This is a genomic window from Streptomyces sp. NPDC001393, assembly GCF_053597455.1.
Genome location: NZ_JBSFIH010000049.1, coordinates 20,396 through 42,638 on the forward strand (window position 1 = coordinate 20,396; position 22,243 = coordinate 42,638).

Sequence of the window (22,243 nt, forward strand, 5' to 3'; positions counted from 1 at the left end):
CGATGGAGAACAGCCGAGTGCAGAACACGGACCCCACCGAGCTGCAGCGCCTGCTCCAGGAGCGCACGGAAGACCTGCAGCGGGTGAAGGCCGAGTACGACAACTACCGCAAGCAGGTGCGCCGGGACCGCATGGCCGTGCGCGAGATCGCCGTGGCCAACGTCCTGCGCGCCCTGCTCCCCGTCCTGGACGCCGTCGACCGCACCTGCGCTCACGAGCCCATGACGCCGGGCCTGAAGGACATCACCGACACCCTCCGGACGCAGCTCGGATCCCTGGGACTCGTCGCGTTCGGGCAGGAGGGCGACCTCTTCGACCCGGCATGCCACGACGCCGTGACCCATGACGTCTCCCCGCACGCCGAGCAGCTGATCTGCTCGAAGATCCTGCGCCCCGGCTACCGGCTCGGTGACCGGCTTCTGCGTCCGGCTCACGTGGAGGTCACCGGACCGGCTCCTCCCGCGAGGAACCCGCTCAGCCCCGATCGCGGGGAACCCCGACCTGACCGGGGGTCCGTAGAAGGAACCGCTGGCCTGTCACTCTGCCCCGCCCCACACAAGCACGACCAGCAACCACTACCGCAGTGTTGAAGCGGGCGGAGACGTCGCACAGGCCGTCGGCACCCACGCGGTGGGTGCGCAGGACCAGGCCGTTCTCGGCGACGATGTCTGCGGGTCGGGGCCGGCCGCATGGCGTCCCCGACCCGGCCGTCGGAGCGGGCCGCCGCGTCCTCGTGATGCAGGAGGCCGACGATCACCTCCTCGTCGTCGACCACCACGGAGACCCGATGCGCCGTCTCGTCGAGCATGTCCACCACGTCATCGAGTGGCTGGCGGACCGTGCACAGGGGTACGTTGCGGTCCGCCACGTCCCCAGCCAGCTCGGCTCCCCCGCCCCCCGTCCCTACCTGGGCATTCCCGCGGTCGGCCAGTCGGCCTTGCGTCCCATTGCCTGGGTGCTTGTGCCGTCACCGGGCCGGTCCCGCGACACACGCGTCCGGAAGGGCCACCAGCACCGTGACACCGGCTCGTCGCGCGCATGCGAGGTGTGAGGAGGGGTAGTCGGATGGCAACACGCCGCCACGGCGGGTCAGCGGCTCTGACAGCCACGGAGGGCGCGGCAGCCGCCGCGAATTCAGGAGCGGCGCCATGAGAGACGTAAAGCAGCAGAACTCGCTGGAAGAGCTGGGTCCGCCCGGCGCGACGCACCGAGTGATGACGGTGAGCACCGCTCCCGCGTCGGTACGCACGGCCCGGACCGCCGCTCAGCAGGCTCTCGCGGAACTCGGGGTCACCCCGGGCTCGGCGCTGGTCGACGCGGCGTTGCTGGCGATCAGCGAACTGGTCGCCAACGCCGTACGGCATGCCGCTTCCTCCTCGCCGACCGTGGACATCCACCTGGCACTGGACGGCAAGGACCTCGTCGTCGGCGTCGCGGACGGAGATCCGCACGCGCCGTCCACCGATCGGGCAGAGGCCGGCCGGGGGCTGCGCGCCGTCATCGAAGTGGCGGATCTGTATGACGGCTGCGTCTGTGTTGCCCCTGGCCGGGACGCGGGCAAGGTGATTTTCGTACGCTTCCGGCTCGGGTGAACTCTGGTCACAAGGCGAAGGGATGCGGTTCCGGCCCACTGTCTGAGTGGCCGACCGAGACAGACCGGATTCCGCCCACAACCGCCCGGCTGCACAGGCGCACCTTCCACAGCTGACCAGCCTTCCCCGCCGCTCGCCGCAGCTCAACCTGATCGCGCCTGGAGGGCTGCCCGGCAGACGGATGAGATCGCGACCCTGGGAGCGGATCGGGGCGGTTCGCGACAGTTCCTCAGCCAGGGCTGCCGCTGGGGATGGCGAGTTCACGGCCGCGGTAGAAGCCTTCCCGCTCCTCCACGACGTACGGGGCCATGGCGGCACGCCGCTGCGCCTCGGGCTCGGAGGCCCGCCAGGAGTCGCAGGCTTCCTTGGAGTCCCAGAAGGACACCCCGGTGATCTCCTGTCCGTCCTCGGACCAGTACGCGAGGGCGCGACGCATACCCCGCGGGTGGGTGGCCGGCCGCCACGCCTTCTCGAAGTCCTCCAGGGTGCCCGGACGAATGCGGCGGGTCGTCACCCAGACAAAGTGCTCCTCCATCGCGGTCTCCTCCGCTACGGCCATTCGGCTCGTCGGCGCCACTTCGACCACCGTAGGTCCACCGCACCGATCCCGCCTGCGCGGCGATCGCGGTGCCGGCGAATCAAGCGGGTGTCGCGGGACGCAGACGAGGCACCCGGCACGTCTGCTCCGGCACGTGCAGCTCTGGTGCGAGGCGACCGAGTGCACCGGGGCGCTCCCCCTGTGTGTGTCCGACGCCCCGGGCCGGAAGGCGGGACATGGTGGAGGTCCAGCACGATCGCGTGGAAGCGCGGAGGGACCAGGTCGCGATGCCCGCTCGTCGGCATCAGGACGCGTGAGGTCGCTGCAGTCCCTGGAGCAGGAGAGCGATCAGGCGTCGGGGGTCGTAGCGGGGGTCGTCGTCACGTCCGATGCAGAGGTTGCCGATGCCGCGCATCAACTCGTACGGCTGCGTAACGGGCTTGATCTCACCGGCCTCGACCGCGGCGTCGAGAAGTTGGGCGCAGACGGGCAGCAGGCGGTCGAGGAAGTAGGCGTGCAGCGCGGCGAAGCGGTCGTGGTCGGACTGCAGGGCGTCGGCGAGCCCATGCTTGGTGACGAGGAAGTCGACGAAAAGGTCAATCCACCGGCGCAGCGCGTCGAGCGGGGAGTCGACACTGGCCAGCAGGTTCGGGCCGGCCTCGGCGCATGCCTCGATCTGATGGCGGTAGACGGCCGTGACGAGATCCGCCCGGGTCGGGAAGTGGCGATAGATCGTGCCCATCCCGACGCCCGCTCGGGCCGCGATCTGACGGATCGGCGCGTCGACGCCGGAGGTGACGAACACCTCGGCGGCGGCGGTGAGCACCGTCTGCCGGTTGCGCTGTGCGTCGGCCCGCTTGCCTCGGGACGGCGACTGCCCAGTAGGGGTGTCGGTGACCATCGCGCACTCCTCCACACCGATTGACAAAACGGAGCGCCGCTCCGGATAATAAGTGGAGCGATGCTCCGCTTCAGGTTAGTCGAAGCAGGACGCTCCTGACCACCTTGCCCGTCGCCGGTCGCTGGAGACCGGCGGACAGCAGGTGCCACCGAAAGGGAACCCACATCGTGAGCACATCCACTGCCACCGGCGCCGACGCCTTCGGCACGCCCGTCCCGGTCGCGTCCTTCAGTCCCGTAGTCCTTTCCGTGCCCGGACGTCCCGTGGACCTTCAGATACGCGTCTCCGCACCCGCGAGCGGAACCGGACTTGCCGTCATCCTGCTCTCTCACGGCCACGGCCCCTCGAACAACCTCTCCTCGCTCAACGGCTACGCGCCGCTCGTCAACTTCTGGGCCGCCCACGGATTCGTGGTCATCCAGCCAACCCACCTCACCTCCAGGACGCTGAGCCACCTGGTCGCCGACGCCCCCGGGGCGCCCTTCTTCTGGCGCTCGCGCTCCGAGGACATGTCGCACATCCTCGATCGACTCGACCTGATCGAGAAGGCCGTGCCGTGGCTCTCCGGGCGGATCGACCACACCAGGGTCGCCGTTGCCGGGCACTCGTTCGGCGGCTTCACCTCCAGCCTCCTGCTCGGTGCCCGGGTCACCGACCCCGACGAGGGGGCGGAGGTGAGTCTTCTCGAACCGCGGATCAAGGCGGGCGTGCTGCTCGCCGCGCCCGGCCGGGGTGACGTCCTCAACGGACCGATGGCCGACGCGCTGCCGGTCTTCCGGACCATCGACTTCTCCACCATGACCACACCCACGCTGGTCGTCGCCGGCGACCAGGACGACTCCAGGCACTTCACGGACATGGGGCCGGACTGGCACGCCGACCCCTACACCCTCGCCCCCGGACCCAAGACCCTGCTCACCCTGTTCGGCGCGGAGCACGGGCTCGGCGGGATCGCCGGCTACGACGCCGCCGAGACCACCGACGAGAACCCCGCACGAGTCGCCGCCCTCGCCCGGCTCACCGCGGCCTACCTCCACACCCGGCTTCACCCCGGTGCCCCCACGTGGCAGGCCGAGTGCGAGGCACTGACGACCGGCCCCGATCCGATAGGACGCGTCGAATCCAAGAACGTCGACTGACGAAGGTGTCAGGAAACCAGGTGTCAGGACTCTGTGATCTCGATGTGCCGTGGCTTGGTGGCCTGTGCCTTGGGCACGGTGACGGTCAGGACGCCGTCGTGAAGGGTGGCGCTGACCTTCTCCGCCCTGACATCGGCGGGCAGGAGGGCCTGGTACTCGAAGCTGCCGGTGCGGCGGGTGCTGCGGCGCAGGACGCCTTCGCGCTCCCGCTCCTTGTACTCCCCGGTGATACGCAGTTCACGCTCGCTCATCTCGATGTTGATGTCGTCGCGCTTGATCCCGGGTAGTTCCGCCTCGATGACGTAGGCGTTGTCGGTCTCGCACATGTCGGCCGCCGGAGACCAGGCCAGCGCGGCGGGACCGGCAGTGGTGGCGCCTTCCAGCAGCCGATTCATGCGCTCAAACAGATCCTCGAATTCGGCGGCGATGGGCTCACCCCATCGGAAGCCGGGGAACGACCTCTCCAGCAGGCTGCCGGGCCGGTGTCGTACGGGCAGCGTCATGGCGGTTCACCTCCGGCGAGTGGGCCATGCGGGTCACTTCCCATGGTGCGCGCCCCTGCTGAACCGGGCGACTCAACCCTGTCTGTTGCCCCGCCGACGGCCATGTGCGAGGTCGCGAGGTCTCGGCTGGTGAGGCTCGCCCAGCACGGCGCGCCGAAGACGGAACTCCAGTGTCCGAACCGTGTCGCGCCGCGGGTGCGTCCATGACCACGGTCGGCCGCGGAGTCGGCCGACAGTTCCAGCCCACCGGCGCGCACGGGCGACAGCAGGGGCTGCGGCCTGTCGGGGGAATGTTCAGAGGCCGGACGGTGTTGTCGTGAGGGTTCGCCGAACCGCCGGGCACGTGCGGGGCACGTGCGGGGGCTGAGGTCGATGCGTACGTATGGCATTCCGCGGGTGCGAGAGTCAGCCGTGGTGGCCGTTGACGCACAGGGCGTCGTGACCGCCTGGAGCCGGGGTGCCCGGCTGCTGCTGGGCTACGCGCCGGGGGAGATCGTGGGACGTCGGGCGTCGGATCTGTTGGCCGCCGACCTGCCCGAAGCAGCCAGGCAGAGCCTGGCCCGGCGGCAGGCGTGGACGGGACGGGTGACGCTGCGGGACCAGGGCGGGCGTCGGGTCGAAGCCGACCTTTGGGTCTGCCCGCTGATGGACGCCGAGCAACACATCCAGTGGTTCCTCCAAGCCGATCTCCCGCAGGAGGGCGACGCCGCCGACCTGGTTCTGCAGCGCAGCCTGCTCTCGCATCACCGCCCGGCCCGGCTGGCGGTGGAGACCGGAAGCCGCTATCTGCCGGCCGATCCCCAGGCCGGTGTGGGCGGCGACTGGTTCGATGTCATCCCGCTCTCAGGAGCCCGGGTGGCACTGGTCGTCGGCGATGTCGTGGGCCATGGCATCCATGCCTCTGCCGCCATGGGGCGGCTGCGCACCGCGGTTCGTACCCTCGCCGATGTCGACCTCTCCCCCGAGGAGCTGCTGACCCAGCTCGACGACCTCATCCTCGAAGAGATCGAGGAAGGCATCGAATCGGTCGGTGAGGTCGGTGCCACCTGCCTGTACGCGGTCTACGACCCGGTCTCCGGTCACTGCACCATGGCCAGCGCCGGCCACCTCGCCCCGGCCCTCGTCACCCCCGACGGCAGGACCCGCTTCCTCACCGTGGCGCCCGGGCCACCGCTGGGCGTGGGCGGTCTGCCGTTCGAAGCGACCGACACCAGGCTGCCCGAAGACAGCGTGCTCGTTCTCTACACCGACGGACTGGTCGAAACCCGCCACCGCGACATCGCCACCGGACAGCAGCTTCTGCTGAAAGCCCTGACCCGGCCCTCGCCCACGCTGGAGACCGCCTGCAACCATGTCATCAAGGCGCTCCTTCCTGATCGGCCGGACGACGACGTCGCCCTGCTCGTCGCCCGCACCCACATCATGGGCGCCTCCCACGTGGCCTCCTGGAACCTGCCCGCGGATCCGGCCATCGTCGCCACCGCACGCCGGCGGGCCGCGCGCCAGCTCTCGGTCTGGGGGCTCCAGGACGCCAGTGCCACCACCGAGCTGATCGTCAGCGAACTGGTCACCAACGCCCTGCGCCACGCCCACCCCCCGATTCAGCTGCGGCTCATCCACGACACCGCCCTGATCTGCGAGGTCTCCGACGCCAGCAGTACCACCCCGCACCCGCGCCGGGCCCGTGCTCTGGAGGAGGGCGGCCGAGGCCTCTTCCTGGTGGGGCAGCTCGCCGAACGCTGGGGCACCCGGCACACGTCCACCGGCAAGACCGTCTGGGCCGAGCAGCCCCCGCCGGCCCGGGAGGTTGCCACGACGGAGGCTCTCGCCGCAAAAACCCGCGCGTCAGTGGGGCTGGTCAGCGTACGGCAGGCCGGACAACTGCCGGCGGAGGACCACGACTGACCTCCGTGATGGTGCCCCCGGATCATCGCCTGGCTCTTCTCGACGACACCACGGGGTGCGGGCCCAGGACAGCGCCGTCGTCACGCTGAACTCCGTTGCCCTACATAGGCGTTGTCTGCCCGGCCCGCAACTGCTCCTCGCATCTGTTGGCAGAGCAGTGCCCGAGCAGGCCAGGCACCGAGCGCCGCCGGCGTGCGCGACGAGCGAGACGCCGGCGCCGTACGGCCACGACCAGGGCGTTACGCCGTGCGGGCCGATGTCTCCGCCCTGATGCGGCGCCGGACCTGTGACGCGAGTGTGCTCAGCCGCTCGGAGGCCGTCGCACGGGGCGCTGCGGGGGCTCTGATCCGGCGGGCCTCGGGCGGCAGCTCGGCGAGGTCTGCGGCCAGCCTCTCCCGGCATTCGTCGAGGGTCGGCCTGCTGCCGGTACGCTGCCCGTTCCGCATCACCGTCTCCAGCACCGGCCTGCCGTCCTCGGGTGGCTGCTCGTCGGCGAGAGCGATCACGTCGGCGCACCCGGGGCGGCGGAAGACCTGCTTCGGACCTGGCGCGGTCGCCTTCGCCGAGGACAGCTTCATCACCGGGCGGCCGTCGTACTGCACCAGCTTGTAGGCGGAGTCCAGGTAGGGCGCGTCGGCCGAGACTCCGACCCGGGTGCCGACCGCGTAGGTGTCGATCGATGCTCCGGAGCGGACCAGGTCGTCGACGGCGTACTCGTCGAGACTGCCGCTGACGGTGATCTGTACGTCCGGCAGGCCCGTGCCGTCGAGGATGGCGCGTGCCCGCTCCGCCAGGGCCTTGAGGTCGCCGCTGTCCAGTCGTACGGCCGAGCCGGGCCCGCGGTCCAGGTCCCGTAGGACGCGCGCCGCGACACGGACGCCTTCCTCGGTGTCGTAGGTGTCCACCAGCAAGGTCGCCGGGCCGGGATGGGACCGTGCGAACGCGCGGAACGCCTGCTCCTCGGTGGGGAACGCCTCCACGAAGGAGTGGGCCATCGTCCCGACGGCGGGTATCCCCAGGGCCGTGGCCGCGGCCACGTTGCTGGTCCCTGCGAAGCCGGCCAGCGCGCCCAGGCGGGCGGCCTGGAACCCGGCCTGCGGGCCGTGGGTCCGGCGAAGGGAGAAGTCCACGACCGGATGCCCGGCTGCCGCAAGGACGCAGCGCGCGGCCTTCGAAGCGATCGCGGTCTGGTGACTGAGCTGGTTGAGTACGTACGTCTCGGCCAGCTGCGCCTGCGGAAGAGGCGCGGTCACCTCCAGCAGGGGCTCTCCCGCGAGCACGATCCGTCCCTCCGGCACCGCCCGCACATCTCCTGTGAACTCCAGGCCGAGCAGGGCCTGAAGATCCCGCCGCGGCCGGTGCAGAGCGGCGGCGAAGGCATCGACGTCCTCCGGGCCGACGAGCAGGTCCGCCAGGTAGTCCAGGGCCGACTCCAGCCCGGCGGCAACCAGGAAGCCACGGTCAGCAGGCAGGTCGCGGACGAAGAGGCTGAACGTCGCCGGGCCGGTCATCCCCTCGCGCAGATACGCCATGGCCATCGTCACTTCGTACAGATCGGTGGTCGTCGCATCGGACATCAGGCCGCCTCCTCGGCTCCACTCCGGTACCGCATTGCCCTGCCTGGCGGGTTTCCGCGTGTCACGGACCGAAGCGTGTGCGGCGCGGCTGCCTGCCGGTTTCGTGCGCCCTGGCCTGGAAACTCGCATGCGGAGCGTGACCACCCCGGAAACGCACGGGTGCCACGGAAGATTCGAAGGACAAGACCTATGCCTACTACACATCCGCCGGACTTCGAGCACGCCATTCACACCGCCAACATCTGGCTGAAAGCGGTGTCCGAAGCCCTTGGAACCGAGGACCGCCACCTCGCCCACCGGGTGCTTCGCACCTGGCTGCACACGTTGCGCGACCGGGTCACCGTCGATGTGGCCGCCCACTTCGCCGCGCAGCTCCCCGATCTGCTGCGGGGCGCCTACTACGACGGCTGGGATCCCAGCGCCGTTCCGATCAAGTACGACCGCGAGGGCTACGTGAACCGCTTCGTCGAGGAAGCGAAGGTCGCTGCCGAAGACGTACCCCGGATCGTTCCCGCCGTCACTGCCGTCGTACGCGACCACGTGTCGCCCGGACAACTGGAGTCGGCGCTGGAGCAACTCCCGCACGACATCCGCACGCTCCTCCTCCAACCGGCTGCCTGACCGAGCTCTCTGCAGTCAGTAGCGCAGCAGCACGCCGATCCCGTCTGCCAAGGGCATATCCGCGCGGGGGACGGCGACCAGTTCGGCACCTGTGGTGACGGCCGCGTCCACCGGCTGGTCAGCCCGCCGCGTGACCGCACCGTCGGCCTTGCCGGGGACGTAGTCGTAGACACGCTCCACCAACAGTCCGCTCCTCCCGAATCATGCCGCGGGCTCCGCCCAGCGGCCGATCACTCGGTGTCGCGGGCGAGTTCGAGAGCCAGTGCCTGCAGGATCTCCTCCGTCGAGGTGGCGGATTCGGTCTGGTCGTAGGCGTCGGCGACTGCCTGGAAGGCGAGCACAAATCCGGTGATCAGCGCGCTCAACGGCTGGGAGAGCTGACTCAGTACCGAAAGCCCCACCTCTTGCGGTCCTGCCTCGGCGGGCACGGCGAAGTGGGTGGGAATCACCTCGCTGAGAAGTTCCGAGACGTAATCCCCGCCCACACCACCGCGCAGGGCTGTGAGCGCGGCGATGGCCTTGAGCTGGATCTCATTCTCGGTCATGTACAGAGCCTACCGAGCTGGGGTGTTGGGGCCTCAGGCACGAACCTGGGGAAGAGCGGGCATCATTTCGCGCCAGCGCCAGTGCACGTCCCGCTCACGTCACTCGCATGGCTGCCACAAGGCGTCGGCCCGGTGGAGCCGTGCTGGGATGGAAGCGATGTGCGTTCCTGAGGAGGGAGCCGACAATGCACGAAATGTGGTGCGGCACGGACACCTCGGGAGAGGCGATGTGGCATGTGCTGACGGCAGACAAGAACCTCACGCTATGCGGGGTGGAGAAGGCTGAGGAGCTCAGCGGGCAGGCGCCAACGGACAAGCACTGTTTCCTGTGCATGAAGGCGTTCCAGGCCGCCTTGACCTCGACGTCCTAATACGGGCGAGGAGGAGAATGGCCGCTGCTCCGACGGGCCGCGCCAAGAGCGACATTGGAGGCCCGGCCCGCAGGAGTCCTGTTCATCCGCGAGGTTCCCATCGGACCGGTCCCGCGCGCAGTGGCGGTTCAGGGGCTGTGGTGCCGAGTACGACGACGAACCTGTGGGGCGGCCGGGGCGGCGCCGGGGCCTGCGGGGGTTCGACCGGGGTGCGGTACGTCCGCTCGTACGCCTGGTCGTAGGCCGCGCGCTGCACGGGGTCCCGCAGTGTCTCGTACGCCGAGCGCAGCCGCACGAACCGTTCCGCCGTGACGGCATCCACCCGGGTGTCGGGGCGCAGTTCCCGCACCTGACGCCGGAAGGCGGAGATGATCGTCTCCACCGTGGCCGAGGGCTCCACCCCCAGCACTGCATACAGGTCCGGCACCTCCATCCAGGCCACCTCCCACATGCTGTGAGCTGCGGTTTCGGATCCACTTGCCTACAAGCCTGAATAAAACTTGAGCTCCCTCTTGTCAAGTATGACCGGAACGAGGTATAGGGGTGGCAAAGGCAATCCGGGCTCCCGGAGCCCGGACCGGCAAGCCGCCAACGAACCGGATCCCACCAGACGAAAGGAGCTGAACAGCGAAAGGAGCTGAACAATGGTGCTCATCCGAACGGACCCCTTCCGGGACCTCGACCGACTCACCCAGCAGATGTTCGGCACTCTCGCCCGGCCGGCCGCCATGCCGATGGACGCCTACCAGAGCGGGGACGCCTTCGTCGCCCACTTCGACCTGCCCGGCGTCGACCCGGACAGCGTCGATCTCAACGTGGAGCGCAACGTCCTGACCGTACGGGCGGAACGGTCCGGCCCGGACGCCAAGGAGGTCGATCTGCTCGTAGCGGAGCGGCCGCACGGTGTCTTCAGCCGCCAGCTCTTCCTGGGCGACTCGCTCGACCTGGAGAAGATCAGCGCGAGCTACGACGCCGGTGTGCTCACGCTGCACATCCCGGTGACGGAGCAGGCCAAGCCGCGCCGCATCGAGATCAGCCGGGGAGACGCAGAGGCCAAGCAGATCGAGAGCTGACCGCATCGAAGAGATGAGCGGCAGAGAGGAGGGATGCACTGACAGGTACCCAGGACACGCGGTGAGGCCGCCGCACCACTGCAGCGCCGTCGGTGCGGCGGTCGGCAAAATCACCCGGGTCATGCCCGTCTACCCCACGCTCGCCGCAGCCCTCGCCGCGCCCGAGCCGTCCCCGCCGAGCCGACTGGAGGTGCCGTGCCGTGATCACCGAACTTGCCCTCGAACGTGTCGAGTTCACCTGCGGCGCATGCTGGCACCGCTGGAGCGTCGACTACGACGTCCAACGCTACCGGGACGCTCTCGACGCCGAGTGGGAGTACTTCTACCGGGACAACACGGCGGTCCCCTCCCCCTACACCCCGGCCGGTGCCCCGCCCTGCGAACACTGTGGCCGGCGCTGGGTCGGCAGACTCGTGGCCCGCCGCCCCATTCCCCTGCCCGGCGACGCGGATACCCTTCGCACCCGCGTCCCCGCCGAGGGGGCCCACCGTCCCGAGCGCCACACCGCGCCCCTCCTGCAGGCGAGCGGTCATCCCCAGCCCGAGCCCGACGCGCGAGCGGCCGGGCCCTCGGTGAAGCGACGGTGATCCACACGGCCGTACGCAGGCTGTGGTCTCCTCGCAGGCAGACACGGGGATTGCCCGGCTCCGATCCGGCCGTCCGCGGCCAGCGGGACAGCCGCGGGCTCGCCGAGGATCGACGCCGCCTGGAGGAGCCGACCATGGAGTGGTTCGCCAACGCCGACTACTGGTTGAGCAGGCTCGTCTTCCAGCGAGGCCTCGCCGTGCTCTACGGTGTGGCGTTCGTCAGCTCCGCCCTGCAGTTCCGGGCTCTGATCGGCGAGCAGGGACTGCTGCCCGTGCCGCGGTTCGTGGCATCCGTGCCTTTCCGGCGGGCACCGAGCATCTTCCAGTGGCACTACTCGGACCGCTTCTTCGCCATCATCGTCTGGACCGGCGCGGCCCTGTCCGCCGCTGTCGCGGCGGGCGCGGCGGACCTGGTGCCGCTGTGGGCCGCGATGCTGATGTGGTTCGCCCTGTGGGCGATGTATGTGTCCGTCGTCAACGTGGGGCAGGCCTGGTACGCCTTCATGTGGGAGATGCTCCTGCTGGAGGCCGGTTTCCTCGCGATCTTCCTCGGCAACGACGAGGTCGCCCCGCCGGTGCTCGTGCTCGGGCTGCTGATCTGGCTGCTGTTCCGGCTGGAGTTCGGCGCGGGGCTGATCAAGCTGCGCGGCGACCGCTGCTGGCGTGACCTGACCTGCCTGTACTACCACCACGAGACCCAGCCGATGCCGGGTCCTCTCAGCTGGTTCTTCCACCACCTGCCCCGGCCGGTGCACCGGGCGGAGGTCGCGGCCAACCACCTCGCGCAGTTGGGCGCCCCACTGGCCCTGTTCGCCCCGCAGCCGGTGGCCGACTGGGCGGCGGCCTTCATCGTCGTCACCCAGTTGTGGCTGGTGGCGTCGGGCAACTTCGCCTGGCTGAACTGGCTGGCGATCCTGCTCGCCGTGTCCGCGATCGACGACGTACGCGCCGCTCACCTCCTGCCCCTGCCCGGGCAGCCACCGGCCTTCAGCGCAACGCCCGCCTGGTACGCGGGCCTGGTGCTGGCCGTGACCGCCCTGGTCACCGTCCTCAGCTACTGGCCCGTCCGCAACCTCTTCTCCCGCGACCAGCGGATGAACGCCTCCTTCAACCCACTGCACCTGGTCAACACCTATGGGGCGTTCGGCAGCGTCAGCCGCGTCCGCTACGAGGTGGTGATCGAGGGCACCGACGAGCCGGACCTCACTGATCAGACGCGGTGGAAAGAGTACGAGTTCAGGGGCAAGCCGGGCGACAGACGGAGGCTGCCGCCGCAGGTGGCGCCGTACCACCTGCGACTGGACTGGCTGATGTGGTTCGCGGCGCTCTCGCCCGCGTACGCCGCCGAATGGTTCGTGACCCTGCTCGTCCGCCTCCTGGACAACGACACCGCCACCCTGCGGCTCCTGCGCCGCAATCCCTTCCCCACCGCCCCGCCCGCCTTCCTGCGCGCCCGCCTCTACGCCTACCGCTTCACCACATGGCCAGAACTCCGCCGGACCGGCGCCTGGTGGCGCCGCACCCTGGTGCGGGACTACCTGCCGCCCGTCGCCCGCGCGGCGACCAACGAGCGCCGCTCGCCGGCCCACGGATCCCTCACCGAGTGACAGCGGTCCCCAGCAAGGCGTCACGGTCTCCGACAGCGGCACTGGACGAGTCGGAGGCGCAGCGGTGATCGCGGGCACGGCCCACTCCGTATGGCCGCACCGGCCCTTGCGCAGCCCGCGGCCAGGTCAGGGCACGAATCTCACCATGTGGGCGACTCTGTCCCATTCGACAGCCCGCTGAATAGCATTCCGCCAATCGGAGGAGTTGCTATGGGTGAGCACGTTCACGTCCGCATCTGGGACGGCCTGAGTGTGACTGATGGCGGCGAATTGATCGAGTTGTCCCGCTGCCGCTGCGGTGCCACATGGACCAGGACGTACCGGGTGGACGAAGGAGCCCCCGAGGAGTGATCGGGGTGACGCGCACGCTCCTGGCCCGCCAGACGGTGCGGTATGCAGGGCAGCCGGGTCACCGGTTCTGCTGCTCCTCGCGAGCGAGGGCCGCGATGGTGCCCCCGGCGATTACGGTGCGCCGGCGGCCGTCGGAGAGGCTGTGGCGTACCTCGTAGGTCTCGTCCTTGGTGGTGTTGTGCAGTCGCAGCAGGGGCTCGGCCCCGGGTGCCAGGACCGTGTGGAGGTTCTCCAGGCGTAGCCGGTCGCCGGTGCCGATGCGGTCGTAGTCGCCCGGGTCGGTGAACTCCAACGGCAGGACGCCGAAGTTGGTCAGGTTCTGCCAGTGGATGCGGGCGTAGGACTTGGCGACCACGGCGCGCAGCCCGAGGTGGCGTGGGGTGATGGCGGCATGCTCGCGGGAGGAGCCCTGGCCGTAGTTCTCCCCTCCGATGACGAAGTGCACGCCTGGCCAGCGGTCGGTGGCCAGGTCGGCGGCGCGCCGGGGGTAGTCGGGATCGATCCTGGTGAAGGTGAACTCGGCGAGCTTGGGGATGTTGGAGCGGTAGGGCAGTGCTTTCGCGCCGGCCGGGGAGATCTCGTCGGTGGAGACGTTGTCCCCGCACTTGAGCAGAACCGGGCCCTCCAGCACCTCCGGCAGTGGATCGAAGTCGGGCAGCCCGGAGATGTTCGGGCCGCGCTCCAACTCGATCCGGGACGCCTCCTCGGACGGCAGCGGGGGCTCCAGCATGGCGCGGTTGACCGATGCGTGCTCGGGCAGCAGCAGGTCCGGGTACGGCACGCCTTCCGTGGCCGCCCAGTCGCGGGGGTCGGTGATCTCGCCGGTGAGGGCGGATGCGGCGGCGGTCTCCGGGGAACACAGCCAGACGGCGTCCTGCTCGGTGCCTGAGCGGCCGGGGAAGTTGCGCGGGAACGTGCGCAGACTGTTCCGGCCGGGGGCAGGGGCCTGGCCCATGCCGATGCAGCCCAGGCAACCGGCCTGATGGATGCGGGCCCCGGCGGCGATCAGGTCGAACGTGGAGCCCGTCTTGGTCAGGTCGGCGAGGATCTCGCGGGAGGTGGGGTTGAGGTCGAAGCTGACGTCCGGGTGGGTCTGGCGGCCGGCGACGATCGCGGCGGCGACGGCGAAGTCACGCAGTCCCGGGTTGGCGGAGGAACCGATGACTGCCTGCCCGATCGGCTCGCCCGCGACCTCGCGCACCGGTACGACGTTGCCGGGCGAGGTGGGCCGGGCGATGAGCGGTTCCAGCGTGGCCAGGTCGATCTCGTCGGTGAGGTCGTAGACGGCGTCCGGGTCGGCGGCGCGCTCCTGGTAGTCGGCTTCCCGGTCCTCGGCACGCAGGAAGTCGCGCACCGCCGCGTCGGAGGGGAAGACCGAGGTGGTCGCGCCCAGCTCGGCGCCCATGTTGGCGATGACATGCCGGTCCATCGCGGTCAGGTGCTCAAGCCCCGGTCCGTGGTACTCCAGGATCCGGTTGACCGCCCCTTTGACGCCGTGGCGTCGCAGCAGCTCCAGCACCACGTCCTTGGCGCTCACCCACTCGGGCAACTCGCCGGTCAGGTGGATGCCCCAGATCTCCGGCATGGTCACGTGCAGGGGCCGTCCGGCCATGGCGAGCGCGACCTCCAGGCCTCCGGTGCCGATGGCGAGCATGCCGAGCGATCCGGCGGCGCAGGTGTGCGAGTCGGATCCGGCGAGCGTCTTGCCGGGGATGCCGAAGCGTTGCATGTGGGTGGGGTGGGAGACGCCGTTGCCGGGCTTGGAGTACCAGATGCCGAAGCGGCGGCAGGCGGAACGGAGGAAGGCGTGGTCCTCGGCGTTGCGTTCGTCCGCCTGGAGCAGGTTGTGGTCGACGTACTGGACGCTGACCTCGGTACGGACCCGGTCCAGGCCGAGGGCCTCCAGCTCCTGCATCACCAGGGTGCCGGTGGCGTCCTGGGTGAGGGTCTGGTCGATGCGCAGACCGATCTCCCGGCCCGGCTCCATCACGCCGTCGACGAGATGGTCGGCGATGAGCCGGTGCGCCAGCGTGCCGTGGGAGAGCGTCACAACGCCCAGGCTGCGCGCACCGCACGGAGCCGGCAAGCCGACGCGCTTCAGGGCGAGATCAAGGAACGGGAGCGGACCGGCACCATGCGCGGGGCCATGAGGCGCTCGGGGCGATTCGCATGCCGGACGATGCTGTCTGGGGAAATCAACACCGAAGTGATCGGCGCCACGCTCCGTGACGGTGCGCTGACCGTGAAGGTCCCGAAAGCGGTGCGCAATTGGCGATCGGCGTTCGCGAGGACGATGCCGCCCTCCTCGCAGCCCGCCAACGACCTGTCTGAGCCCGAAACTGCCAACTCAGACACCAGCCGCATGCAAGTGGTCCGGGCGTTGACGCGGCGGACAGCACTTCGTGAGCAGGGCATGGATCTCCTTCGTCGACAAGCCCATGCAGAGCAGCATGTGCGCGTTCACGCGTGCACAGCGGCCACCGAACCCTCTGCGAGCGGCGGCGGCCGAAACGATCAAGGCCATGGCTGCGGAACTGGTCGAACGGCTCGAGGAGTCGGCGCGCCGCCGGAACAGACCGGCGCTGCCGAAACCCGCACGCGGCCGCCCCGGAAAGTGCCCGGCGCGGCCGTCCAGCACCCGCCCCTACCGAAAATCTCGGCCAAGGGATCCCAACGGCCGGACGTTCGCGACGCCCGCGTCCGTCCCGGTGCCAGCCGCGGCAAGACGATCAGTTGGTGCTGGGCATCCCGAGGTTGACGCCCGCGTCGGCCGGATCGGGCCAGCGGGTCGTCAGCACCTCCCCTGGGAGGGCCGCCCGGCCTCCTTTGCCGTTGAACTTGAATATGTCCGGGCACAGAGAGCTCAGGGCCGGCCCTTCGGAGGACCTGGTCAGCGGACGAAGGAGATCTCCGGGTATTTCTTGTCGGGGCCGTCGAGCAGGGTGCTGTGCCGGTGGCGCAGTTCCTGGTCGAAGAAAGCGGCGAGGTAGACGCGCTGGATCTCGATCGCACGGTTGGGGTCGATGGTGCCGTACACCTGCTGGAGCTGGGCCGGCGTGAGTCTGAGCAGGCTTGCCTCCTGGGGCGCCATCGCCTCGTCGTCGACGAACGACACGTGCGCCGCGCCGTGGAGCTGGATGTCGACCCGGTATCCCTTCAGATGCGACCACAGCGTGCGCCACGACCCGTCGTCGTTGCGGTTGTGGGTTCCGGAGCTGAACAGCATGAAGGGGCGGTCCAGGTTCTTGCCCGGTGCCGGGCCGAAGAACTGGCCGTCCAGATTGGCGCCTGCGGCGATGCGGTGGTCGAGTTGCATGGCGGTGTCGACCGCCGCGCCGCCGAGCGAAGCGCCGAACATCCCGATGCGGGACATGTCCACGGCGTGCGACAGCCCGGTGGGGAGCCTGGCGTGGTCGACGTCCGGGTTGCCGCCCTTGGCGATCGTGGCGAGCTGGTCGATGACGAAGTGGATGTCGGCAGCGCGCACGTTGAGCGTGTCGGAGGAGTGCGCGCCGGCCGGCATGGTGTTGACCTCGACCCGTCCGTCGGGGAACTGCACCTCGTTGGCGTCGTGGGTGTGGTCGACGGTGACGACGAGGTAGCCGCGGCTGGCGAGGTCCTCGGCGAGCACGGTGCCTCTCGCACGGTCCGAGTGCAGCCCGCTGGAGTACAGCAGGACGGGCAGCTTGCCGAGCTTGGTGTCGACCGGGGCGAGGACATGGCCCGCGGTCTTCGGCAACGTCACCTGTTGTGGCGTCAGGCCCTGGGAGGCGAGGAAGTGGGCACCTGAGGCTGCCGGCATCCACGGCGCCGCGTAGTGACCGCGGGTGGAGGCGGCCGGGTACCAGAACGACACCATCAACTCGCGCGGCTTGTTGCCGGGCACGTACGGGTCCGTGCGGGACTTGTCGACGAGGTGCAGGCTGAACGTGCCCACGCCGTGGTGCCCGGTCGGTGCGGGCAGACTGAGCTGGAGAGCGGACGTGCCCGTGCGGCCGGACGTGAGGGCCTCAGGGTGTACGGCCTTGTGCTGCTTGGGCACCTCGTCGTGCTGTGGCGCCCAGGGCGCGTCGTCCCGGTCGGACTGGTCGGACTGGTCGGGCGAGAACCCGGTGGCGGTGGGCTTGTTGGCCGTCTTCCCGGCGGCCATCGCCGGCGTCATCCCCGCACCCAGGGCGATGGCCAGCGTACCGGCCGTACCGACCGCTCTGGCGATCACTCTGCGACGGTGGCGCGGTCGGCGGTGTTTCATGGGACCCCTTTGTTGAGCAGCGATCAAAGAACTGGCGATCGGCTGTTGTACGCCGTACCGCCGTAGTGGCCTACGGATGTGGAGGCCCTGGCGTTCACCGCGGCGGCAATCGGCACGAGCAGGTGAACCACGTGACCGGATGGGTCATCGATCAGACGGTTCTGCCCTCAAGTCTGGCTGTTGCTGAGGCATGCGGCGGCGTACACATGGACGTCAGTGGGTCCACAGGTCCTTCAGCAAGCCTTTGCCTGCTCGCCCCGACACCTCGCTGCCCGAGGCCGCAGACCAGCTGGTCGACTCGCGCGCCCCCTCACTTCTGGTGGTCGACGGCACCGACCGCCCGATCGGCCGGATCCACGCCGATGACGTGCTCCCGAGCGCGGGCGGATGCGCTTCCGGAGGTTTCCGCGGTGACCCGCGACCTCGGCCTGAACGGACACATGTCCGAGCCCGTCAAGGACGAGCACGCGTTCGTCGGCGCGTACGCCCTCAACGCCGTGGACGGGCGGGAGTTCGCGGAGTTCACGGTCCATCTCGCCGGATGCCCGCTGCGCTCGCCGACGTCCCGCCTTCCGCAAGGTCCTCGCCATGTTCGCCCAGTCGGCCGTCACCGAGCCGCCGACCGACCTGGTCGCCCGGGCCGTGGGTTCTGAGGGTGGTTCAGGCGACGGCGCTGATCCTCTCCTAAGATCCAGCGCCGGCACCTGGAGTGTCACGGCATGACAGGGTCGTATCGAAGAACCCGGATACGAACAACTCCTCCTTCGCCATGACGTCGGAGGTCGGCGCGGTACCGGTGTCCGAGGCGATCTCCTCGGGCGTCATCACCCCGCTCAGCTGCGGCATCAGCACCTCGGCGTCGGTCAAGGAGCCGTGCCGCGTCCCCCGCAGCGTGATGTCGGCGTGCCGGCCAGTGCTGTGCGCCAGCACCGCGGCGCACGACGGGTCGTCAGCGGCCGTGCACGCGTCCGTGGCGTCGCTGGAGAGGATCAGGAAGGGCTTGCCCAGTCCGTGCTGAGCGACGGGTGAGAAGTTCGTGTCCGTCGGCGCGCCGAAGACGTACTCGAGCGTCCCGTCCATGTTGATCCCCGCCTTGATCCGCGGGTCTTCGTACATGGCCTCGAGCGTGGTGAAGCCGCCGCCCGAGTGGCCGAACATGGCGACTCGGCCGAGGTCGAGTGCCGACCCGAGTCCGGCGGGCAGCGGCGCGTGCTCGGCGTCGGGGTCCCGGCCGTCGGCGAGCCGCGTCAGCGAGTCGAGCACGAACTTCGTGTCCGCGACCCGGGTGCCAAGCACAACCGTCTCAAGGAACTGGGTCTCCGTCCCGTCCGCGACCGCCTGCGCGTCCATCTGGAGGAGCCGGCTCGACGCGACCCGGCCGCCGGGGAACTCGACCGCGGAGGCGTCGTACGTCGGGTCGATGGTCACCACGACGTATCCCTCGCTCGCCAACTGGTCGACGAGCACCGAGTCCCACGACCGCACGTCCCCCAGGCCCGGCGAGTACAGCACCACCGGGAACCTGCCGGAGGCCGCCGGCGCTCCCATGTGCTCAAAGGTCTTGATGGCCGAGTACTTGATCGTGGTCCCTTTGGGGACGTTGTAGTTGTAGACGCCTGCGAGGGCGTTGAAGCCCGCACTGGCCCCCGCCGTCATCAGCGGCGCCCTTGGGTACTTCGCGGCATGCTGAGCCGGGTAGACGACGCTGGCCATAACTCACCTTCACGTGTCAGGTCTCGATGCTCCACAGCCCAAATTGGTCGTGGTCTGCGATACCTCAATCCTCTCGATCACCCCGTCGCGCGAGCCATCCCGCTGCCACGACAATCTCAGGTAGGGCTGGCCCCACCACACAGATCGCTGATCGATGACCGTGCACGGCACTCAGGTCGAGCACTGCGCCGCTCACCGCCCCGGACCCGTCGGACGCGAGCAGTTCGGGAGTCGCTCGGCGCTCGACGGCAGCGGAGATGTTCACGGGAAGTGACGTCACTGCGTGGGATTGACGGACTTTCACCTCCGCCCGTGTCGCCCACGCAGCGCCCGTATCCGCACCCGCCTCACCCGCGCCCTGAACGAGGCCGGTGTTGAGTTCCGGACGCATGATGGACCGGCCGGGGCTACGCCGCCGGCGTAGGGGCAACCCGGATGAGCACAGCGGTGCCGGGGCGAGCTCGCCACCCGCGTCGGGCCGGCCGCGGAACGCCTCGTCGTCCGCTAGAAGGAGCCGGGCCCCGCCATCTGGCGGGGTGGGTGGGAACAGTTCCCGCCACCTGCGGGTTCCTACACCGGAGCCCGGCCCCGAGAGTGGTGGCCGTACGTTCCCCGTCCGCGTTCCCGAAGGAGCCAACGATGGCCGACCAGACGACGCCAGGCACACTCGGTCCTGTCACGACCCGCCCGCCGTTCGACCCGGAGCTCGCGCCCGTCCAGGAGGCGATGCGCGGCGTGGTTGCGCCCTTGTCGGACGAGTCCCTGCCGACCCTCCGACGGCTCATGGCCGAAGGAATTCCGGGAATGGAGCGGGAGGACCTCACAGCGGGCGGCAGGGTGAGGGTGGAGGAGCGTCAGGTTCCCGGGCCCGATGGTGCGCCGGACATCACCCTGCTGATCGCCAGCCCTCTCGAGGACGGCGGTTCCAGGGCAGGCATCTACTACGTTCACGGTGGTGGGATGGTCGTCGGAGACCGCCAGGTCGGGGTAGGTGCATGGCTCCCCTACGTCGCCGAGGGCAGCGCGGTCGTGGTGTCGGTCGAGTACCGGCTGGCCCCGGAGCACCCCGACCCCGCCCCGGTGCAGGACTGCTACGCCGGGCTGGTGTGGACGGCGAAGAACGCGGCCGAGCTGGGCATCGATCCGGAGCGCCTGATCGTCGCCGGCATGAGCGCCGGGGGCGGTCTTGCCGCCGGCACCGCGCTGATGGCCCGCGACCGCGCCTTCCCCAAGCTCAGCCACCAGATCCTGGTGTGCCCCATGCTCGACGACCGCTGCGAGACGCACAGCAGCCGCATGCTGGACGGGGAGGGAATCTGGGACCGCAACGACAACCTGTACGGCTGGACCGCCCTCCTGGGTGAGCGGCGCGGTGGACCGGACGTGTCGCCGTACGCGGCTCCGGCCCGCGCCGAAGACCTGAGCGGTCTCCCCCGCACCTACATCGACACCGGCTCGGCGGAAACGTTCCGCGACGAGATCCTCACCTATGCGCGGCGCCTGTCCGAAGCGGGTGTGAGCGTCGACCTCCACATGTGGGGAGGCGGTTTCCACGGATTCGACGGGGCGGCGGCCCACGCGGCTGTGTCACGGGCCTCCAACGCGACGCGCGACGAATTCGTACGGCGAGCCATCGAGCTCTGAGAAGCCGGGCCGGCCGCGACACGTTCGGCGGCGCGACAGTGGGTGCTGGAGGTTGGCGTGCGTGATCTCATCGGCAGGCTGGAAGTCGTCGACGACGCGGCGGCCAGTGCGCTGGGCGTCATCGATCACTTCGACGGCCTGGTCGAGGAGCGGGCACCGCTCGCGGCTGTGGTCCGTGCCGCGGCCGCGCTGGCGGGGTGTGCCGCCGGCCTGCACGACGCCGGTCGCGGGCTCACCCGTCGGTTCGCCCCCGACGGGCGCGCGCTGCCCGACGACACGGGTCCTTCACAGGCCAGCGCCCGGGCTGCGGTGCCGGGCCGGCCTGGTTCGTGGGTGTGGCTGGAGCGGAGCGGCACGGACGGGCCGCTCGATGCCCTCATCCTCGAACGCTCGGCCAAGGCGGTCCAGACTCTCACGAGGGACTCGGCACCTCCTTCAGCCGACACCGCGGTGAGGATCGCCTGTGATCCCGATGCCTCCGAGGCCGACCGTCATGACGCCGTCGGCAGGCTGGGACTCTCCGGAAGCGTGACCGTCGTCGTCAGCGACTCGGCAGGACCCTGGACACCACACGGCACCCGGATCGGGAAGCACGTCGTCACACTGCTCCGGGGCACGCCGGCACTACCCCAGGATGTGCGAGCCGGAACGGCGGTCGCGCAAGAGCCCGCGCACCTGCCGACCGCTCTGGAGCAGGCCCGCATCGCGCTGCAACTGGCCGACCGCGTGGACGGGCCCGGTCCGAGTGTCGTGGCGTTCGACAGCCTCGGAGCCCTGGCCGCCGTCGCCGAGCGGATCACTCCGCAGGAGGCAGGGGCCGTCGGCGACGTACTCCGCCTCGACGAGGTGCGGGTCACCCGCCCCTGGGTGATCGACACCCTGCAAGCGGTACTCGACCTGACCAGCCTGCGGCAGGCCGCCGCACTGCTGCACGTCCACCATTCGACTCTCCAGGAACGCCTCACCTGGCTCGCGTCCCAGCTCGGATACGCGCTCACCAAACCAGGCGGACGTCAACGCGCCACTGTCGCCCTGCTGCTCTGGCGGATCGCTCACAGCCAGAACGAGAACCAGGGCAGCGACGATGCAGGCAGCTGAGCGCGCACTTCCCGGCGACACCAAGATCTCCTGCATGCTGCTCGACGAAGGCGTCCGCGACAAGGTGTGTCCCGGCGCCGTGTGGGCCGTCGGCGACACCACTGGCGTCCGAACCCAGGGCACCACCGGCGTCCTCGACCCCGATGAGCCGGACATCCCCAAGCGTTCCGACACCGTGTTCGGCGCCGCCGGCCTCACCAAGATCCTCGCCGTCTGGTCATCCACG

Annotated in this window: 22 protein-coding genes and 4 pseudogenes; 15 read left to right on the plus strand and 11 right to left on the minus strand. The window is 69.8% G+C overall.

The annotated features are described in order from the left end of the window. Positions 1-2: 2 nt before the first annotated feature. Entirely contained in the window at positions 3-590 is a 588-nt protein-coding gene (gene grpE / locus ACWC2T_RS35455) for a nucleotide exchange factor GrpE (RefSeq protein ID WP_450674447.1), read from the plus strand. A gap of 194 nt (positions 591-784) precedes the next feature. Here grpE and ACWC2T_RS35460 read toward each other — a convergent pair. Continuing rightward, positions 785-868: pseudogene (locus ACWC2T_RS35460) on the minus strand (hypothetical protein); the annotation flags it as partial. A gap of 280 nt (positions 869-1,148) precedes the next feature. Here ACWC2T_RS35460 and ACWC2T_RS35465 point away from each other — a divergent pair. Continuing rightward, positions 1,149-1,592: an ATP-binding protein gene (locus ACWC2T_RS35465; RefSeq protein WP_450674448.1), complete on the plus strand. Its 444-nt coding sequence runs from the start codon at positions 1,149-1,151 to the stop codon at positions 1,590-1,592. Positions 1,593-1,821: 229 nt separating this feature from the next. Here ACWC2T_RS35465 and ACWC2T_RS35470 read toward each other — a convergent pair whose 3' ends face one another. Further along, positions 1,822-2,127: a hypothetical protein gene (locus ACWC2T_RS35470; RefSeq protein WP_450674449.1), complete on the minus strand. Its 306-nt coding sequence runs from the start codon at positions 2,125-2,127 to the stop codon at positions 1,822-1,824. Between the two features lie 307 nt (positions 2,128-2,434). Further along, positions 2,435-3,031, minus strand: a complete 597-nt coding sequence (locus tag ACWC2T_RS35475) for a TetR/AcrR family transcriptional regulator (protein WP_450674450.1) — start codon at positions 3,029-3,031, stop codon at positions 2,435-2,437. A 167-nt stretch (positions 3,032-3,198) separates the two neighbouring features. Between ACWC2T_RS35475 and ACWC2T_RS35480 the strand changes: the two genes are divergently transcribed. Next, positions 3,199-4,170, plus strand: a complete 972-nt coding sequence (locus ACWC2T_RS35480; RefSeq protein WP_450674451.1) for an alpha/beta hydrolase family protein — start codon at positions 3,199-3,201, stop codon at positions 4,168-4,170. Between the two features lie 23 nt (positions 4,171-4,193). Here ACWC2T_RS35480 and ACWC2T_RS35485 read toward each other — a convergent pair whose 3' ends face one another. Continuing rightward, complete coding sequence (locus ACWC2T_RS35485) at positions 4,194-4,673, minus strand: Hsp20/alpha crystallin family protein (protein WP_450674452.1); 480 nt, start codon at positions 4,671-4,673, stop codon at positions 4,194-4,196. Between the two features lie 372 nt (positions 4,674-5,045). Between ACWC2T_RS35485 and ACWC2T_RS35490 the strand changes: the two are divergent. Together ACWC2T_RS35490 and ACWC2T_RS35495 are read left to right on the plus strand one after the other, a co-directional pair. Beyond that, a pseudogene (locus ACWC2T_RS35490) lies at positions 5,046-5,339 on the plus strand (PAS domain-containing protein); the annotation flags it as partial. A gap of 48 nt (positions 5,340-5,387) precedes the next feature. Next, a pseudogene (locus tag ACWC2T_RS35495) lies at positions 5,388-6,470 on the plus strand (SpoIIE family protein phosphatase); the annotation flags it as partial. A gap of 347 nt (positions 6,471-6,817) precedes the next feature. On the opposite strand, the gene ACWC2T_RS35500 reads toward ACWC2T_RS35495, so the two are convergent. Beyond that, entirely contained in the window at positions 6,818-8,155 is a 1,338-nt protein-coding gene (locus ACWC2T_RS35500; protein ID WP_450674453.1) for a nicotinate phosphoribosyltransferase, read from the minus strand. 189 nt (positions 8,156-8,344) lie between these two features. Here ACWC2T_RS35500 and ACWC2T_RS35505 point away from each other — a divergent pair, with 189 nt between their 5' ends. After that, a complete protein-coding gene (locus tag ACWC2T_RS35505) occupies positions 8,345-8,776 on the plus strand; it encodes a DUF2267 domain-containing protein (protein WP_450674454.1) in 432 nt (143 codons plus the stop codon). 15 nt (positions 8,777-8,791) lie between these two features. Here ACWC2T_RS35505 and ACWC2T_RS35510 read toward each other — a convergent pair whose 3' ends face one another. Together ACWC2T_RS35510 and ACWC2T_RS35515 are read right to left on the minus strand one after the other, a co-directional pair. After that, positions 8,792-8,959: a hypothetical protein gene (locus tag ACWC2T_RS35510; RefSeq protein ID WP_450674455.1), complete on the minus strand. Its 168-nt coding sequence runs from the start codon at positions 8,957-8,959 to the stop codon at positions 8,792-8,794. A 47-nt stretch (positions 8,960-9,006) separates the two neighbouring features. Continuing rightward, positions 9,007-9,321, minus strand: a complete 315-nt coding sequence (locus tag ACWC2T_RS35515) for a hypothetical protein (protein ID WP_450674456.1) — start codon at positions 9,319-9,321, stop codon at positions 9,007-9,009. A 185-nt stretch (positions 9,322-9,506) separates the two neighbouring features. On the opposite strand from ACWC2T_RS35515, the gene ACWC2T_RS35520 reads away from it, so the two are divergent. Next, positions 9,507-9,692, plus strand: coding sequence for a hypothetical protein (locus tag ACWC2T_RS35520; RefSeq protein ID WP_450674457.1), 186 nt, complete (start codon positions 9,507-9,509; stop codon positions 9,690-9,692). Between the two features lie 82 nt (positions 9,693-9,774). Here the strand turns inward: ACWC2T_RS35520 and ACWC2T_RS35525 are convergent, their stop codons facing one another. Then, a complete protein-coding gene (locus ACWC2T_RS35525) occupies positions 9,775-10,143 on the minus strand; it encodes a J domain-containing protein (RefSeq protein ID WP_450674458.1) in 369 nt (122 codons plus the stop codon). A 193-nt stretch (positions 10,144-10,336) separates the two neighbouring features. Between ACWC2T_RS35525 and ACWC2T_RS35530 the strand changes: the two genes are divergently transcribed. The 4 genes from ACWC2T_RS35530 to ACWC2T_RS35545 all read left to right on the plus strand — a co-directional run bounded on the left by ACWC2T_RS35530 (position 10,337) and on the right by ACWC2T_RS35545 (position 13,310). Then, a complete protein-coding gene (locus tag ACWC2T_RS35530) occupies positions 10,337-10,765 on the plus strand; it encodes an Hsp20/alpha crystallin family protein (RefSeq protein WP_450674459.1) in 429 nt (142 codons plus the stop codon). 200 nt (positions 10,766-10,965) lie between these two features. Continuing rightward, positions 10,966-11,352, plus strand: a complete 387-nt coding sequence (locus tag ACWC2T_RS35535; protein ID WP_450674460.1) for a hypothetical protein — start codon at positions 10,966-10,968, stop codon at positions 11,350-11,352. A 134-nt stretch (positions 11,353-11,486) separates the two neighbouring features. Continuing rightward, on the plus strand, positions 11,487-12,959 hold the full coding sequence (locus ACWC2T_RS35540; protein WP_450674495.1) for a lipase maturation factor family protein: 1,473 nt from the start codon (positions 11,487-11,489) through the stop codon (positions 12,957-12,959). Between the two features lie 210 nt (positions 12,960-13,169). Continuing rightward, the gene (locus ACWC2T_RS35545) at positions 13,170-13,310 is read left to right on the plus strand and encodes a hypothetical protein (protein WP_450674461.1); all 141 of its coding nucleotides are present in this window, start codon (positions 13,170-13,172) and stop codon (positions 13,308-13,310) included. 58 nt (positions 13,311-13,368) lie between these two features. Here the strand turns inward: ACWC2T_RS35545 and ACWC2T_RS35550 are convergent, their stop codons facing one another. After that, positions 13,369-15,360: an aconitate hydratase gene (locus tag ACWC2T_RS35550; RefSeq protein WP_450674462.1), complete on the minus strand. Its 1,992-nt coding sequence runs from the start codon at positions 15,358-15,360 to the stop codon at positions 13,369-13,371. Between the two features lie 840 nt (positions 15,361-16,200). After that, positions 16,201-17,529 (minus strand): alpha/beta hydrolase family protein, encoded by a 1,329-nt coding sequence (locus ACWC2T_RS35555; protein ID WP_450674463.1) that lies wholly within the window; start codon positions 17,527-17,529, stop codon positions 16,201-16,203. Positions 17,530-17,752: 223 nt separating this feature from the next. Here ACWC2T_RS35555 and ACWC2T_RS35560 point away from each other — a divergent pair, with 223 nt between their 5' ends. Continuing rightward, positions 17,753-18,250, plus strand: a complete 498-nt coding sequence (locus ACWC2T_RS35560) for a CBS domain-containing protein (protein WP_450674464.1) — start codon at positions 17,753-17,755, stop codon at positions 18,248-18,250. Here ACWC2T_RS35560 and ACWC2T_RS35565 read toward each other — a convergent pair. Next, positions 18,247-19,275 (minus strand): alpha/beta hydrolase family protein, encoded by a 1,029-nt coding sequence (locus tag ACWC2T_RS35565; protein ID WP_450674465.1) that lies wholly within the window; start codon positions 19,273-19,275, stop codon positions 18,247-18,249. The genes ACWC2T_RS35560 and ACWC2T_RS35565 overlap by 4 nt on opposite strands. A gap of 639 nt (positions 19,276-19,914) precedes the next feature. Between ACWC2T_RS35565 and ACWC2T_RS35570 the strand changes: the two genes are divergently transcribed. From ACWC2T_RS35570 to ACWC2T_RS35580, 3 genes and pseudogenes are all read left to right on the plus strand, one after another. After that, a complete protein-coding gene (locus ACWC2T_RS35570; RefSeq protein ID WP_450674466.1) occupies positions 19,915-20,919 on the plus strand; it encodes an alpha/beta hydrolase in 1,005 nt (334 codons plus the stop codon). 57 nt (positions 20,920-20,976) lie between these two features. After that, positions 20,977-22,017 carry a helix-turn-helix domain-containing protein gene (locus ACWC2T_RS35575; RefSeq protein WP_450674467.1) on the plus strand — a complete coding sequence of 347 codons (1,041 nt, stop codon included), beginning with the start codon at positions 20,977-20,979 and terminating at the stop codon, positions 22,015-22,017. Positions 22,018-22,051: 34 nt separating this feature from the next. After that, a pseudogene (locus ACWC2T_RS35580) lies at positions 22,052-22,240 on the plus strand (serine hydrolase domain-containing protein); the annotation flags it as partial. Between the last annotated feature and the right edge of the window lie 3 nt (positions 22,241-22,243).